Here is a 13,387-nt window from a genome sequence, read left to right as displayed (position 1 = left end):
GGTTAGAGGCTGCGTGCTAACGTTTTTGCATCACTTTGGATTTTAGCTAACTCTTCAGCGGTGGGTTTCCCTCGGATGTCACCCATTCTGCCTTTGGTGCTGTGTTCTTCGTTGCCGCAGAATTCACTGAGTACATACCATTCGTCAAGGACGCTAAAGCCTACGTGCGCAAAAAACTGCGCCATGTATTTGCCTGCAGGAGTTGCTTCATCTAACCCGGTGTGGGGTCCACTGTAGGTGACAAACACCAGAACGTTTTTGCCTTCTACGCGAGGCGCGGTGGGCTTAATTTTTCCGTCTTTGCGGTAGGCAGACATTTTGCTTTTCAGCAAATCATCCATCTGCTTGGTTGGATGCCACTGGATAGCGGGCGAACCAACACATACAAGGTCGTAGTCGAAGTAGTCCACGTCGGCGGCTTCTTGAGGCTTTTTCACAGTCACTTGAAGCCCGGCTTCCTTGAGCCCTGCAGTTATGGCTTGGGCTACTTTCTCGGTGTTTCCAGTGTTTGAAGAGTAAAGGACTAAAGCTGTTTTCACATCATTCACCTTCATTACCTTAAGGTCTGCTGGTTTGACCAGACTGTTTTGCTACTCAGTTTTGCTCTCGAACTCAACGGTAACTGGCGTCGGTTCTTTGAACACTAGCAGCACGGGGCAGTTGGCTTCGGTTCGGCACCAAGCAGCACCAACAAGTTCCGGACGAGCTTTTGAAGACACTTGAACTTTCATGGAGACCCCCGTTAGTTTGGGGGAGTCTGGGGACTTTTCTGCTTCCGCCGTGACTTCAGCTTTGCTAAGTTCTATATTGCTTTTTTTGCAGACATCGGCAAATATTGTTACGGCACAATCTGCCAAGGCCATCAAGGAAAGCTCCAACGCGGTTGGTCCGCTGTCGGTTCCACCTGCGGCTGTTGACAAGTCACAGACTACACTGTGGGTTCGTTGGTTGTCTGTTATGGAACAGACATTTTCGACCCATGTTGCTTTTGCTTTAACTTTGGGCAAAATATTCACCAGTTTACTAGCTGGTGGTTTCGGATTTAAGATTGCTGTTTCTGCCCGCTATGTTGAAGGGAGTTTAGTGGTGATGAGCGTGTTCGCATCCGCCAGTCAATACGCCCAGTTTGCCTTCTTTAAACAAGTCAGTTATTTCTTTGACTGTGTTTCCAGAAGCTTTCAGGACGGTGACTCCGGAGTCTTGTAGACTTCTCAGGCAGCCTGGACCCATGCCTTGCACGATGAACACGTCTGGTTTGAGAGACAGCAGATGTTCGTGGGGAAGACCTGTGCCGCCGACGTGTTCGCCGTGGTTTAATTCGGTTTTTAGACCTAAAATGGTTCGGTTGTCGTCAAGGTCGACGACGGTGAAGTATGGAGCTTTTCCAAAGTGTTGTGCTAATGTTGCGTCTAAACCAGTGTTTTCTTCTGTGGGGATTACGATTCTTTGAGTCATGGTTTCATAACCTTTTGCTTTTATGTTGATTGCAACGGCACAGTTTAAGTACTAAACAATATTAATACTTTGCGTTTATAAAACAAACATCCTAACTTGGCTTAGACTCCTCAGAAGCATCCAAAGAACCCGAAACCAACAAGGGCCGCCCTTCCGTTAAAGCCTGGGCAGTTTTTTTTCGCGCCTCCTGCAACAGCCGCCAGATAGTTCCCCTAGAGACACCCACAATTTCGCCGGCTTCTTCCTGCGAGAGCCCTTCCAAATCTACAAGCCGCATTGCTTCTATTTCGGCGGGTTCAATGAAGATTGGGGCTGAGTTTGTTTGCGGATTGGGAGTGAATGAGCTGATTATTGTGGGTTGTTGTACGGTTATTGGTTTTGGGAAACGGCCTCTTTGCCCTCGCCTGCATCTATGTCGCCAGCCCATAGTGATCAGGTATTGTTTGGCGGCGCAACTTTTATATATTTTTGTGCTTATTCCCATAATTGAATATGTGCATACGCACAAAATTAATCAAGAGGTGAAAAACACATGCCTTGGGGATACAGAAACCGCGGAAACTGGCCAGGAGCCGGACCATACAGCAACCTGCCACCATGGCAACGCCCCGGATGGAACTACGGCAGAGGCGCCTGCTGGTACCTATACGGACCACAAACACAACCAGCCACTTCAGCCACCCTACCCGAAAACGAAGTCGCCATACTGAAGGAACAAAAAATACTCATCGAAGAGCAACTCAAAGCCATGCAAGAAAGGCTCGACCAAATCCAAGAGCGGCTAAAAGAACTCAACAAATAAACCCACACTTTTTTTATATCAAAAACCGACATGAAACCCCAAAAACAGCGAGTTTAGTTCCTAAACTCAAAAACAAAAATATTTTTATGAAACACACAGTATAACACATACTGTTCTTTTTAGGAAAACTAAGGTGAAAACAAATGACAGAAATTGAAAAACAAGAACCAACTTTCCCCGTGTTGGGGCAAAAAGCACCAGATTTTGAAGCAGTGACAACACAAGGAACACTCAGACTCTCAGATTACAAAGGAACATGGCTCATCCTATTCTCGCACCCCGCAGATTTCACGCCCGTGTGCACAACCGAATTCATAGGGTTCACAGAAATTTACGAAGAACTCAAAAAAAGAAACGTAGAGCTTCTAGGTTTAAGTGTTGACAGCGTGTCGTCACACATCGCCTGGATAAGAAACTGCGAAGAAAAAATGGGCGTCAAAATCCCCTTCCCCATAATCGCCGACCTCAACAAAGAAGTCGCCAAAGCCTACGGCATGATACACCCAGAGCAGAGCAAAACCGAAACCGTCCGATGCGTCTTCATCATAGACCCTGAAAGCAAAATCCGCACCATGCTCTACTACCCCCTGACCACAGGCAGAAACATGCAAGAAATCCTCCGAATAATTGATGCCCTGCAAACAACTGACAAATACAAAGTCGCCACCCCCGCAAACTGGAAGCCAGGCGAACCAGTTGTTGTTCCACCACCAGCCACCATCGAAGGAGCCGAAGAGAGACTCAAAGAAGGCTACGAATGCAAAGACTGGTATCTCTGCAGAAAGAAACTCCCTGAGAGTTGAGCGCATGCCGTGCATTTCCGCTGATGGAAAACCCACCTCAACAGGCATGGTTACACTGAAGTCGCTAAAAGATGGCGAGCTAACCCCTGAAGAAGTGGCAGGCAAAACCGGTCAGCCCCTGTTCCGCGTTAGAAGCGGACTTCGAGAACTTAAAAACGCAGGGTTCGTTGAGGAAGCAGGGGACAAGTACAAGCTTTCCAAAACTGGAGAAAACGCAATCCAGTAACCAACTCTTTTTTTAAAAATCTTTTTTCAGCTTTTTCAAGCGGCTGATAGTAAAGAAAAGAAGAAAGCCAGCAGGCTTTTTGTTGCTTATTTTTTCAGTTCTTCTTCGACTTCTTCTTTGCCAGCTTCAAGTTCCTTCACTTGCTCGGCGTCATTTGCTAACAGCAGAGCTTGGAATTCGCCCACGTGGGTTTTTTCCTCTTTGGCTACGTCCAGCAGAATTAATTTAATGTCGTTATTTTGAGCTAAGGCAGCCATTTGTTCGTAGAGGTTGATTGCATCGAGTTCAGCGATTATTGCGGCTCGCAGAATTTCTTTGTCAAGGTTTTCTTTGGCTATTTTTTCCAAGTTTATGGGGATTTTTGACAGCAAACACATCGACTCCTAATTGTAACTTAAAGTTAGCTCCGCAGGTTTAAAGGGTTTTTCCATCCAACCCAAATTTTCAAGGGCAAACTCACAAAATCCACGCGATACCTCAAAGGGAGGCGGAAATTTTGCTCCACATAGAGCTGATTTCTTGGGCGATTCCACTTTCAGGGGCGTATTCAACCACGGTTTTGCCTTTAATCATTGCTTGGGTCACTTCCGGTGCGTAAGGAAGAATACCCACAACCTCAGCGCTGTTTGCTTTGCAGAAGTCCAAAAGCTTGTTTGTGTTAGCCGTATTTATGTCGTACATGTTTATGCAGACAAAGGATGCAACATGAAAGTGGTCTAGCAGTTTGAGCACCCGTTCGAGGTCATGAATCCCCGAGAGGGTGGGTTCGGTAACAACCAATGCAGCGTCGGCGCCTGTGATGGAAGCGATAACTGGGCAACCAATGCCCGGAGAGCCGTCAATGAGAATTAAGTCCAGATGCTCTTTGCCCGCCAAGATTTTAGCATTCTGCCGAACCAACGTGACAAGCTTACCCGAGTTTGCCTCACCAGGGTAGAGTTGAGCGTGAGACATGAAGCCGTAGGCGGTTTTTGAGAGATAAGTTTCTCCTGAAACGCGAGTGACCAAGGTGACTGCTTCTGAGGGGCAGACCAGTTTGCATACGCCGCAGCCTTCACAAGTGGCAGCCTCAACAGTCAAATCGTCACTTATGGCGTCGAAAGCGCAGTTTTCTTTGCACAAACCGCATTGGGTACATTTTGTTTTGTCGATGGCGGCAACTTTTGAGGCGGAAAACTCGCGTTTCTCCAAAACCTCAGGTTGCAGAAGCATGTGAAGGTCGGGTGCGTCCACATCGCAGTCGGCGACAACTGCTTTTTTTGCCAGAACCGCTAACGAGGCGGTTATGCTTGTTTTTCCGGTGCCGCCTTTGCCGCTTAAAATTGTCAGCTGCTTCATTTTTTAGTCAACTCCTCAATTTTGCTGAAAAGAGTTTGGAATTTTTCCCTCCATTCGGGCATCTCTGTGCTGAAGGGGATGCCTTTGGAGTATAGTTCGGCGATGCGTCTTTGGTAGGGGATCTCTAGGAGTAGGGGGATGTTTTGGGTTTGGCAGTAATCGTAGACTTGGCGGTCGCCTATCCCCGCGCGGTTAACCACTACACCTAACGGAACCTTGAGTTTCTCAAGGGCTTGGACGGCGATTTTGAGGTCATGTAAACCAAACGGGGTTGGTTCCGTGACAAGAACGCAAAAGTCACTTCCCCGCACCGTCTCCACAAAAGGACAAGATGCTCCTGGCGGAGAGTCCAGAATCACGTTTTTGCTAGCCACCATTTTGTTTTTAACGGCTTTGATTATCGGAACTGCCAGTGGCTTGCCAACCTCTAATTCCCCATAAACAAGCTGCAAATCATCCGCAAACCCAACTTTAACTGCGCCTATGCGGTGTTTTTCCCAAGAAATCGCCGCTTGCGGACAAACCATGGCGCATCCGCCGCAGCTGTGGCATAATTCGGGAAAAACAAGAAGTTTCTGAGGGGCAACAAACAAGGCGTTAAATTGGCAGGCACGGGAGCATTCGCCGCAGTAAACGCATTTTTGCTGGTCCACAAGCGGGATAGAAGTGTAAACGGGTTCGGTGTGCTGCAAATCCGCATCCAGAAACAGATAAGCGTTGGGTTCCTCAACATCGCAGTCTAAAAGCTGAACGTTCTCCAATGAAAGAGCCATGTTCACGGCTACAGAGGTTTTGCCTGTTCCACCTTTTCCGCTTGCTACAGTTACAATCATACAGTTACCTCGCAATTACATCAGACGCTTAAACGGCACGCAAAGGGCAAATGCCCCTTCGCATGCTTGGGTTTAGTTGGGGGTTTTGCCTGAAAACTCGCCGACGGTGGGTGCATCGGTGGTCTTGAATTCGCCCTTCTTGAACTGCTCCACAACCTCACGAACGGTTCCCGAGGCGCCCGTTATGATTTGTATGCCCGCGGCGGATAAAGCCTCAAAAGCGTTTGGACCAACATTGCCTGTGATTAGAACCTTTGCGCCTTTGTTTGCGATTGTTTGAGAGGCTTGAATTCCTGCGCCGCCTGAAGCCCCTTGGGAGACGTTGGGGACGGCTTCAAACTGTGAGGTTTCGGCGTCAAGGATTATGAAGTAGGCGCATCTGCCGAAACGGGGGTCCAGTTGTGCATCTAAGCTGTCGGAGACTGCGGAGACACAGACCTTCATTGCTGTGCGCCTCGGGGTTTGTTGTTTTCGGTGAACTGTTCGAGTTTGTGGACAATTTCTTTGAACACCGTTGCCGACGCGGAGGAGGAATTTTTAAGGAATGATTCGCCGCTGTCAGAGTCCATGCATATCTGGGGGTCAAGGGGTATGCTGCCTAAGAACGGCACTGAGGGGTCGCGGGCGATTCGCTGTCCAGCGCCAGTTTTGAATATGTCAATTTTAGCTCCACAGTCAGGACAAACAAAGCCGCTCATGTTTTCCACGATGCCAATTATGGGGAGGTTTGCTTGTTTGGCAAATGAAACGGATTTTTTGACAACTGCTTCGGAAACCTCGGAGGGCATAGTCACAATCACAACACCATCCAAGTCAGGAATTAACTGCACAACGCTTAGTGGTTCGTCACCTGTGCCCGGAGGCAAATCAATAAACAAGTAATCAAGCTCGCCCCATGCAATGTCGGAAAGGAACTGGCGGATAAGCTGCATTTTTAATGGGCCACGCCAGATGACAGGGGCATCATCGTTGGGGAGCAGAAAGTCCACTGAAGCCACTTTCACGCCGAGGCTGCCGCTTACGGGCACGATTTTGCCGTCGGCTCCACCCTTCAGGACGTTTCCTTTCAGACCAAGCATTTTGGGGATACATGGACCGTGGATATCTGCGTCCAGTACGCCAACTTTTCCTTTGTGACCGTTCAGGGCAAACGCCGCAGCAAGGTTCGCAGTTACTGTGCTTTTGCCTACGCCGCCTTTGCCGCTCATGACGGCAATTTTATGCTTGATTTTGGTTAGTTTGAGGTTTAGTTCGTATTGTTGTTTCTTTTGGTCGTTGCATCCGTCGGAGGTGGAGCAGGAGTCGCATGTTCCACTGCAGTCTTGGGATGCGTTGGTTTGTGGTGGGTTGACCATTTTTTTCACCGTTCCCAGCGGCAGTTTAATAGATAAACCATATTAATACTTTATGTTTACATAATAAACAAACTACCGTTTGGCAGCCTACTTATAATAGACACGCAATGGATTCAAAACATCCCAAGCCAACTCAACCGCTTCAGGCACCAAAACCCCCTTCCAAGAAGGCTTGCCAACCGCCTCACCCATACCCCGAACCGCAAAATCTCCGCCTTCAACCTCATAAACAAGGGCACAGTCCTGCGAACTCTCAAGACTACACATCTGGGCAACACTCAAATTATCAAAAACTCGCCTAAGAGGACGAATAGAATTATTATGGCAAGAAATCGCCACGTTACCCGGGTTAACCTTAAGCCACTCTCGAAGCTGCTCCAAAAAAGAAGTAACCCTTCGTTCCACCATTTCCAAACTTTCACCACCCGGCGGAACAAAGCTATAACCCCGATGAATCTTAGCATACCATTCAGGGTCATCACGCTCCATTTGCCATTTATCTTTTCCCTGAAACAAACCGTAACAGCGCTCAATAAGCCTGTCATCAACAAAGACGGAAGTAGAAGCCCGCCCTTCAAGGACAATTTCAAGGGTTTTTCGGGCGCGCATCAAATGAGAAGTAAAAGCATAATCAATTGGGTAGGGGTTTAGTTGTTTAGCGATTTCTTGCGCTTGCCCAACTCCTTTGGGAGTGAGGTTTGAATCACGCCAGCCCGAGAACACACCATGACTGTTGTCTAATGTTTCGGCATGCCTGAAAATGAACAACTTGCAGACCATCGCACTCAACCGCAAACTTGAAGGGACATCAAAGATAACCCGCTAATATTGATTTTTCGCTACGCCAACAAGTAAAGCCATGATAAATGCAGCCCAAAATCAAAAAAACCAGATTCCTTTCCCCGTTTTGTTGAGCAACATCAAAGGCGCCCCAAAACTCGGAGGCGTGCAAGTTGTTATTTTGTTTCTGCCCCAAAACAAGGTGGACCACGGTCCACTTCCAACTGGAGAATCCGAATCCGTATTGTCTCCACAAGCTCCTTTCGGCAGCAGTCTGCCTCCAACTGACGCGAACAAAGCCTTATCTCATCCAATCGCCGAGCCAGTTCCTCGTCACCGATTACTTCGTGTATCCACTTTTGGAAATCGCCGCGGGTGAAATGGAAAATTATGGCTTCCGAACATAAATATTGCAAAGCATTTGCGAACTCGCCTAAACTGGTGCAGGATATTCCGCAAGGATGCCCTATGGCGGTGTAAAAATGGAAGCCCTCATTGTTTGGTACAACACGCAGGGGGTCTTTGGTTTCAGTACAACCCGTAGCCAAGAAGAGCAACTCCTCACGCGCTTAGAACGCATGTATTATATGGGCGAACGCAATAAAATTGTTTACGCCTCACTCAGTGCGCCAACAAACTTTGCGGCGCACCAGAAATATGAGAACCTGAAGAGCTAAATCTTTGCAAACCCCTTGTTTCTAATGGGTTAAGTTTGATCCGAAAAATTCTTTTGGCAACAGACGGATCTGAACCTGCGGAACACGCGTTAAACTTTGCTCTTGACTTAGCACAACATTACTCAGCAGAAATTCACCTGTTAACTGTCGTTCCACCTGTTTTCCTACCTGCACACTCGTTTAATGTGGTGAAGACAGAGGCAATGGTTAACGCCAACCTGCAATTAGAAGACATTTTTAGAGAGACTCTTTGCAACGCTGAGAAAAAAGGGAAGCTAAAAAACGTGAAGATATCAACTATACTTGAGAAAGGGGACCCCGACCAGAAAATTTTGGAAGAGGCAAAAAATGGATGTTTTGACCTCATTGTGATGGGGAGCCGGGGGTTAGGTCACAGAGGGTATGGTCTGGGGAGCGTTAGTGCTTCAGTCGCCGACGAAGCCAACTGCCCTGTGCTAATAGTGAAATAAAACGGCATTATTGGGCTTGAATTGAGGTTTTCTGTTTTGAGACTGGATGTTTGGGCGGCTGAGGGGTGACTTTGTTTTTGGTTCTTGTGTTGTTAGGCTGTTTTTACAAGAAAACCATCCGCCCCCTGTAGAAGGAGTTTAGCAGATAAACTTTATTAATAATTTATGTTGATAAAATAAACGGTGAAGCAGGTTGGATGCAATCGACAAAAAAATAGTAGCACACCTTCAAGAAAACGGCAGAGCAACCCTAGAAGAACTCTCCAAAACCATCGGGTTCACCAGCATGGGCACCAAAAAACGGGTCGAACGCCTATTCAAAAACGGCACCATCAAAGTTTCAGCCCTCATCAACCCCAGCGCCCTCAAGCTTCACCCCGCAATCGTCATGCTTGAAATGGAAAGCGCCGAAGCCATGCAGAACCTGCTTGACCGATTCGAAGAATGCCCCCGAGTAATCCAGATATTCAAAACCGTCGGCGGCTTCAACCTCATCGCGGTGGTCGTAGCGGAAACTCCTGAAACCCTCGAAAGCATATCGATGGAGAAATGTTCGCTGCGATGCAGCAAAGGAATCCGCCGTTCAGAATTCTACCCCATAAGTGACATCTATTTCTCGCCGTTTCTACAAATCCGCGAGAACATGGCGCACAAAGAGAGAAAACTCTCGCCTTGCAAAGTGGACTGCAACCCCTGCGTCCGCTACGTAAAAGAAAAATGTGTAGGTTGCCCAACCACAACCAAGTACAGAGGACCCCTTTAGGAGAAGTGACGTATGGAGTCAACTAAACAGGAAAACCTCGTATTCAAAGAAGTGGATGCTGTAGAAATATTCAGCATGGTCGACAATTCTGTGGATTTTCTGTCCCCCACCTACAAAGATGGAGCGTACCCATTAAGGCAGTGGACCAAAAAACGTTATGGTGAAGACTGGATGCACACCCACCCCCGACTGCCCAAAGGGGAACACGGATTCTCAATGCTTATACATACCCTAAACAAGGGAAGGCGCCACAGCGTTCTTTTTGACACGGGCTGTAGTGGAGAGGGGATTGTTGAGAATGCGTCTCGGATGGGCGTTGATTTAACCGAGATTGAATGTATTGTTTTGTCTCATGGACACTGGGACCACACTGGTGGATTGCGGACAGCTTTGAAAGCAATCAGCAAAAAAAACCTACCCATAGTTATTCATGAAGAAATGTTCACCACCCGCGGGTCAGCCAACCCCGACGGCTCCGTCCGAAAGTACGCGTCGTTTCCCTCCAAAGAGCAACTAAACGATGCCCAATTAATTGAGACCAAGCAGCCGTTTGCCATTGTGGATGACGAAGTTTTGGTCACAGGGGAAATCCCGCGGGAAACCAGCTTTGAGCAAGGCTACCTGCAGCACCGCTGCTTAAAAGAGGGCACATGGAAGCCTGACCCGCTGATTGTGGATGAACGCGCCGTTGTCATCAACGTCAAAGGCAAGGGGTTGGTGGTGGTTTCAGGCTGCGCCCACGCAGGCATAATCAACACCATAAACTACGCTAAACAAATCACGGGCGTAGGCGAGGTTTACGCGGTTTTGGGGGGTTTTCATTTGGCGGGAAAAGAAAACGAAAAACGTATCCAACCCACCATCAGCGAGCTCAAGCAGATAAACCCCAAACTGATTGTGCCTTGCCACTGCACAGGGTGGAGAGCCATGTGCACCATCGCCGACGCGTTGCCTGAAGCGTTTGTCTGGAACAGCGTAGGAAACCTATACGAGGTATGACATGAAATGAAGCGTTTTTATGAAAAGTTAAAAAATAACATTTGGAGCCTTGATTAAAAATGCAACGAAAGGGACCTCTTTACATTCTGCCTTGGCGATGCACTTTTGGCTGCAACTTTAACTGTGTCCACTGCACCTCCGCAGGCAAACCTCCCGTGCCCGACGAAATCAGCACCGACGCTGCAAAACGGCTAGTTGACCAAGCTTACGAGTTTGGGGCAACCTTTTTTGGCGTAACAGGCGGCGAGGCGCTTTTGCGCAAAGACCTCTTTGAAGTGATAGCCTACGCGCGGAAGGTCGGCATGAGTGCCAGCATCATAACCGACGGACGCCTCATGGACGACAAGGCGTTTGACCAAATCGTCAAAAACGAAGTCAAAGTCTCCGTCAGCATTGACGGCGGACCAGTCACCAACGACCTTGTCCGGGGCAAAGACGCCTACACAGCATCCGTCAAAGCCACCAAGCGGCTCTCACAAGAAAAACTGCTCAACTGCCTCGTCTATACCCTCGCCAACGTATCTGACACCGTCACCAATGTTAACGAAGCCGACTTCCGAGCCGTTCTGGATTTAGCCGAGCAATACGGCGCCAGATGGGTCATCTATCACGGCATGATTCCCTACAGCAAAGACCCCCAGACCCTCAAAGCGTGTCCCTCCGCCGAGCAGAACGAGTGGGCATGGAACAAACTCTATGACCTGCGGGTTGAGTACAAGGGCAAACCAGACATTAACGTGTATTATCCGTCGTTTGCGCGGGTTGCCAAGCAGCGGGGCATCGCAGACTGGGACCACTGGTTTAATCACTTCTTCCTTGGACGATGCTTCTTTGGCAAATTCATGAGCATAGCCGAAAACGGCGACGCCATCCCCTGCAGCTACAACGACGTGTACCGCTTTGGCAACGTCCAAACCCAGAGTCTCCAAAGCATCTGGGACGGCATGCAAAACAGCGAGTTCTTTGAAAAAGCCCGCAACAAACTCAACCTGAAGGGCAAATGCGGCGTCTGTGAATACAAAGACATCTGCGGTGGCTGCCGAACCTCAGCGTATTTCCTCACAGGAGACATACTGGGACCCGACCCCCAATGCGCATACATACCCAAAGCGTTAAGGGAAAAATAGTTACTATCCCACTTTTTAGATTTTTACTATCAACCTAAGGAACCATTATTGTAGGGTGGATTTTGTGCATGAAGGAAGGTCTATGTTGATTGTGGTTCCTTCACCCACGGCGCTTTTTGCCCAGATTCTGCCGCCGTGAGCTTCCACAATGCGTTTGCAAATTGCCATACCAAATCCCATGCCCTTGGCTTTGGTTGTGAAAAGCGGAATCCAAAGTTTACTGAGGGTCTCGGTGGTCATTCCCGAGCCAGTGTCTTCAAAGCTTAAGGAAACCTTATCGCCCAGATTCTGGCTTTTAATTGTAAGTGTGCCGCCGTTGGGCATGGCGTCAAACGCGTTAGTCACAAGGTTCACAAACACCCTAACCATGTGGGTTTTGTCCACCCGCACCATGTAGGTGTCTTCGGAGGAATCAATGATGTTTACGTTCTGTGAGTTCTGAACCAGAAGCAAAGTGTTTGCTATAAGAGATTTTGGGGTGGCAGATTCAGGGTTAAGTTTGATCTCACGGGAGTAGTCAAGCAGGTCGTTTATGATTTTGTTGGAGTAGTCAATGCTTTTCTCGATGGTTTCAAACATAAGTTTGTCTTTATCATCAAGCTGGGAGTTATGCTTAGCCTTCAGGTAGTAAACTGCACCACGCATGCTAGTCAGCGGATTACGCAGGTCATGACCCACCATCCCAGCTAACTCACCAATGGCAGCGTATTTTTGTGCCTCAATCAGTTGCTTTTCCATCTGTTTCTGATGAGTGATGTCACGAAAAATGCAGTTGAACCCAACATCCTGCCCGCTCTTGTTCTTAATTTTCGAACCTGAAAGGATCACAGTTTTCTCAACACCCGCCTTGGTGAAACATTTTGTTTCAAGGTTTTCAACCTCGTCTTTTTCTCGGAGCTGAAGGTGAATTTTTGCATAAGTGTCCTTTTCAAATTGAATCTCGGTGAGCGATTTACCTATTAACTCGTTTTCTGTGTAGCCAAAAAAGTCTAAAAGAGGTTTATTGACACTTAGAATTTTGCCTTGCTGGTCTGCCAAAACCAACGAGTCATGCATGGTGGAGAAAACGGTTTGCGCCGCGATGGCGGGATTTACAGTGAAAAGGTCGTATTTCAAGATGGCATAGACAACAAAGATGCTTAGGGCAGCCCCGGATATGCTGCCTAACCCGGGAAAGTTGATTCCCAGAAGAGGGAAAAAGGAATCTGTAATTATCGAAAGAAAAACTGCAGTTGCCATGCCCATGCAGACATATTTTGTTTGCTGTCTTCTGGTTGTGTCCGAAACCCTGTTGTAGTAGACTACTAACAGGAAAACAGCCAGCAGTGAAAGGGTGGCTGCCCAAACCGCATCCAAATAACTCAGCCAGGACCCAAGACTCATAGACCCCGCGTACCCCCAAAATTGCGGTACTGGATCTGTAGAGATAAGGTCGGTTGTCAAATCAATTACAGAGAAAGCCAAAGCGGGAACATACAAAAGCAGGTAAGTGACCTTTTTCTTTGCCAAGTCGCTTTCTACAAAAACCAGCGAAGCATGAAACATCAAAGGCACGATTAAAGGCCAAAAGGAGAGAATTTTGTTCCATAGAACGGCGGTTTCAAGGTTTGGAGCTTGACAAATCATGGATTCAGAAAATGCCCAGTAGGCGTTTGCAAAAAGAACAAGCATGAAAAGCTTATTCAAAAGGGATTTGCGGTTCATGAAAAAAACAAATAACCCTAAGAAAGCGCAGATCATGCTTGAAACGAGTGATATG

20 protein-coding genes are annotated in these 13,387 nt (G+C 47.8%); 8 read left to right on the top strand and 12 right to left on the bottom strand.

Annotation, left to right across the window (positions count from 1 at the left end):
* Window positions 1–2: 2 nt before the first annotated feature.
* The 4 genes from ACBZ72_13570 to ACBZ72_13555 form a co-directional block, all read right to left on the bottom strand.
* Window positions 3–539: a flavodoxin family protein gene (locus ACBZ72_13570; GenBank protein XES77183.1), complete on the bottom strand. Its 537-nt coding sequence runs from the start codon at window positions 537–539 to the stop codon at window positions 3–5.
* Window positions 540–590: 51 nt separating this feature from the next.
* On the bottom strand, window positions 591–1,007 hold the full coding sequence (locus ACBZ72_13565) for an OsmC family protein (protein ID XES77182.1): 417 nt from the start codon (window positions 1,005–1,007) through the stop codon (window positions 591–593).
* A gap of 73 nt (window positions 1,008–1,080) precedes the next feature.
* A complete protein-coding gene (locus ACBZ72_13560; GenBank protein ID XES77181.1) occupies window positions 1,081–1,455 on the bottom strand; it encodes a NifB/NifX family molybdenum-iron cluster-binding protein in 375 nt (124 codons plus the stop codon).
* Window positions 1,456–1,546: 91 nt separating this feature from the next.
* Window positions 1,547–1,882 (bottom strand): DUF134 domain-containing protein, encoded by a 336-nt coding sequence (locus ACBZ72_13555; GenBank protein ID XES77180.1) that lies wholly within the window; start codon window positions 1,880–1,882, stop codon window positions 1,547–1,549.
* 105 nt (window positions 1,883–1,987) lie between these two features.
* Between ACBZ72_13555 and ACBZ72_13550 the strand changes: the two genes are divergently transcribed.
* The 3 genes from ACBZ72_13550 (at window position 1,988) to ACBZ72_13540 (ending at window position 3,286) form a co-directional block, all read left to right on the top strand.
* On the top strand, window positions 1,988–2,257 hold the full coding sequence (locus ACBZ72_13550) for a DUF5320 domain-containing protein (protein XES77179.1): 270 nt from the start codon (window positions 1,988–1,990) through the stop codon (window positions 2,255–2,257).
* Between the two features lie 143 nt (window positions 2,258–2,400).
* The gene (locus ACBZ72_13545; GenBank protein XES77178.1) at window positions 2,401–3,060 is read left to right on the top strand and encodes a peroxiredoxin; all 660 of its coding nucleotides are present in this window, start codon (window positions 2,401–2,403) and stop codon (window positions 3,058–3,060) included.
* Window positions 3,061–3,064: 4 nt separating this feature from the next.
* Window positions 3,065–3,286 carry a hypothetical protein gene (locus tag ACBZ72_13540; protein XES77177.1) on the top strand — a complete coding sequence of 74 codons (222 nt, stop codon included), beginning with the start codon at window positions 3,065–3,067 and terminating at the stop codon, window positions 3,284–3,286.
* Window positions 3,287–3,372: 86 nt separating this feature from the next.
* Here the strand turns inward: ACBZ72_13540 and ACBZ72_13535 are convergent, their stop codons facing one another.
* From ACBZ72_13535 to ACBZ72_13505, 7 genes are all read right to left on the bottom strand, one after another.
* Complete coding sequence (locus ACBZ72_13535; GenBank protein XES77176.1) at window positions 3,373–3,657, bottom strand: ferritin family protein; 285 nt, start codon at window positions 3,655–3,657, stop codon at window positions 3,373–3,375.
* 106 nt (window positions 3,658–3,763) lie between these two features.
* Window positions 3,764–4,624, bottom strand: a complete 861-nt coding sequence (locus ACBZ72_13530; protein XES77175.1) for a (4Fe-4S)-binding protein — start codon at window positions 4,622–4,624, stop codon at window positions 3,764–3,766.
* Window positions 4,621–5,457, bottom strand: a complete 837-nt coding sequence (locus tag ACBZ72_13525; GenBank protein ID XES77174.1) for an ATP-binding protein — start codon at window positions 5,455–5,457, stop codon at window positions 4,621–4,623. The genes ACBZ72_13530 and ACBZ72_13525 overlap by 4 nt, the downstream gene beginning before the upstream one ends.
* Before the next feature lie 72 nt (window positions 5,458–5,529).
* The gene (locus ACBZ72_13520; protein ID XES77173.1) at window positions 5,530–5,901 is read right to left on the bottom strand and encodes a NifB/NifX family molybdenum-iron cluster-binding protein; all 372 of its coding nucleotides are present in this window, start codon (window positions 5,899–5,901) and stop codon (window positions 5,530–5,532) included.
* A complete protein-coding gene (locus tag ACBZ72_13515; GenBank protein XES77172.1) occupies window positions 5,898–6,812 on the bottom strand; it encodes a P-loop NTPase in 915 nt (304 codons plus the stop codon). Before ACBZ72_13515 ends, ACBZ72_13520 begins: the two co-directional genes overlap by 4 nt.
* An 87-nt stretch (window positions 6,813–6,899) precedes the next feature.
* A complete protein-coding gene (locus tag ACBZ72_13510) occupies window positions 6,900–7,592 on the bottom strand; it encodes a histidine phosphatase family protein (GenBank protein XES77171.1) in 693 nt (230 codons plus the stop codon).
* Between the two features lie 176 nt (window positions 7,593–7,768).
* Window positions 7,769–8,140, bottom strand: a complete 372-nt coding sequence (locus ACBZ72_13505) for a DUF5752 family protein (protein XES77170.1) — start codon at window positions 8,138–8,140, stop codon at window positions 7,769–7,771.
* On the opposite strand from ACBZ72_13505, the gene ACBZ72_13500 reads away from it, so the two are divergent.
* The 5 genes from ACBZ72_13500 (at window position 8,075) to ACBZ72_13480 (ending at window position 11,628) form a co-directional block, all read left to right on the top strand.
* Window positions 8,075–8,269, top strand: coding sequence for a hypothetical protein (locus ACBZ72_13500; protein XES78712.1), 195 nt, complete (start codon window positions 8,075–8,077; stop codon window positions 8,267–8,269). The genes ACBZ72_13505 and ACBZ72_13500 overlap by 66 nt on opposite strands.
* 35 nt (window positions 8,270–8,304) lie before the next feature.
* On the top strand, window positions 8,305–8,739 hold the full coding sequence (locus tag ACBZ72_13495; protein XES77169.1) for a universal stress protein: 435 nt from the start codon (window positions 8,305–8,307) through the stop codon (window positions 8,737–8,739).
* Window positions 8,740–8,932: 193 nt separating this feature from the next.
* Window positions 8,933–9,502 (top strand): Lrp/AsnC family transcriptional regulator, encoded by a 570-nt coding sequence (locus tag ACBZ72_13490; protein XES77168.1) that lies wholly within the window; start codon window positions 8,933–8,935, stop codon window positions 9,500–9,502.
* Window positions 9,503–9,514: 12 nt separating this feature from the next.
* On the top strand, window positions 9,515–10,501 hold the full coding sequence (locus ACBZ72_13485; GenBank protein XES77167.1) for an MBL fold metallo-hydrolase: 987 nt from the start codon (window positions 9,515–9,517) through the stop codon (window positions 10,499–10,501).
* Window positions 10,502–10,560: 59 nt separating this feature from the next.
* Entirely contained in the window at window positions 10,561–11,628 is a 1,068-nt protein-coding gene (locus ACBZ72_13480) for a radical SAM protein (protein ID XES77166.1), read from the top strand.
* A 45-nt stretch (window positions 11,629–11,673) separates the two neighbouring features.
* Here the strand turns inward: ACBZ72_13480 and ACBZ72_13475 are convergent, their stop codons facing one another.
* Window positions 11,674–13,368, bottom strand: coding sequence for an ATP-binding protein (locus tag ACBZ72_13475; protein ID XES78691.1), 1,695 nt, complete (start codon window positions 13,366–13,368; stop codon window positions 11,674–11,676).
* Window positions 13,369–13,387 lie beyond the last annotated feature (19 nt).

It is taken from the genome of Candidatus Bathyarchaeia archaeon (genome assembly GCA_041447175.1).
GTDB lineage: Archaea > Thermoproteota > Bathyarchaeia > Bathyarchaeales > Bathycorpusculaceae > JADGNF01.
Note: the sequence above shows the minus strand (reverse complement) of the source record. Positions and strands in the feature narration are given on the sequence as shown.

Excerpts from the sequence above, each read along its gene's own strand:
- ACBZ72_13480 (XES77166.1), top strand. The coding sequence starts at position 10,561 with ATGCAACGAAAGGGACCTCTTTACATTCTGCCTTGGCGATGCACTTTT.
- ACBZ72_13540 (XES77177.1), top strand. The coding sequence starts at position 3,065 with ATGCCGTGCATTTCCGCTGATGGAAAACCCACCTCAACAGGCATGGTT.
- ACBZ72_13520 (XES77173.1), bottom strand. The coding sequence starts at position 5,901 with ATGAAGGTCTGTGTCTCCGCAGTCTCCGACAGCTTAGATGCACAACTG.
- ACBZ72_13550 (XES77179.1), top strand. The coding sequence starts at position 1,988 with ATGCCTTGGGGATACAGAAACCGCGGAAACTGGCCAGGAGCCGGACCA.
- ACBZ72_13560 (XES77181.1), bottom strand. The coding sequence starts at position 1,455 with ATGACTCAAAGAATCGTAATCCCCACAGAAGAAAACACTGGTTTAGAC.
- ACBZ72_13515 (XES77172.1), bottom strand. The coding sequence starts at position 6,812 with ATGGTCAACCCACCACAAACCAACGCATCCCAAGACTGCAGTGGAACA.
- ACBZ72_13485 (XES77167.1), top strand. The coding sequence starts at position 9,515 with ATGGAGTCAACTAAACAGGAAAACCTCGTATTCAAAGAAGTGGATGCT.
- ACBZ72_13525 (XES77174.1), bottom strand. The coding sequence starts at position 5,457 with ATGATTGTAACTGTAGCAAGCGGAAAAGGTGGAACAGGCAAAACCTCT.
- ACBZ72_13555 (XES77180.1), bottom strand. The coding sequence starts at position 1,882 with ATGGGCTGGCGACATAGATGCAGGCGAGGGCAAAGAGGCCGTTTCCCA.
- ACBZ72_13530 (XES77175.1), bottom strand. The coding sequence starts at position 4,624 with ATGAAGCAGCTGACAATTTTAAGCGGCAAAGGCGGCACCGGAAAAACA.
- ACBZ72_13500 (XES78712.1), top strand. The coding sequence starts at position 8,075 with ATGGAAGCCCTCATTGTTTGGTACAACACGCAGGGGGTCTTTGGTTTC.
- ACBZ72_13545 (XES77178.1), top strand. The coding sequence starts at position 2,401 with ATGACAGAAATTGAAAAACAAGAACCAACTTTCCCCGTGTTGGGGCAA.
- ACBZ72_13510 (XES77171.1), bottom strand. The coding sequence starts at position 7,592 with ATGGTCTGCAAGTTGTTCATTTTCAGGCATGCCGAAACATTAGACAAC.
- ACBZ72_13475 (XES78691.1), bottom strand. The coding sequence starts at position 13,368 with ATGATCTGCGCTTTCTTAGGGTTATTTGTTTTTTTCATGAACCGCAAA.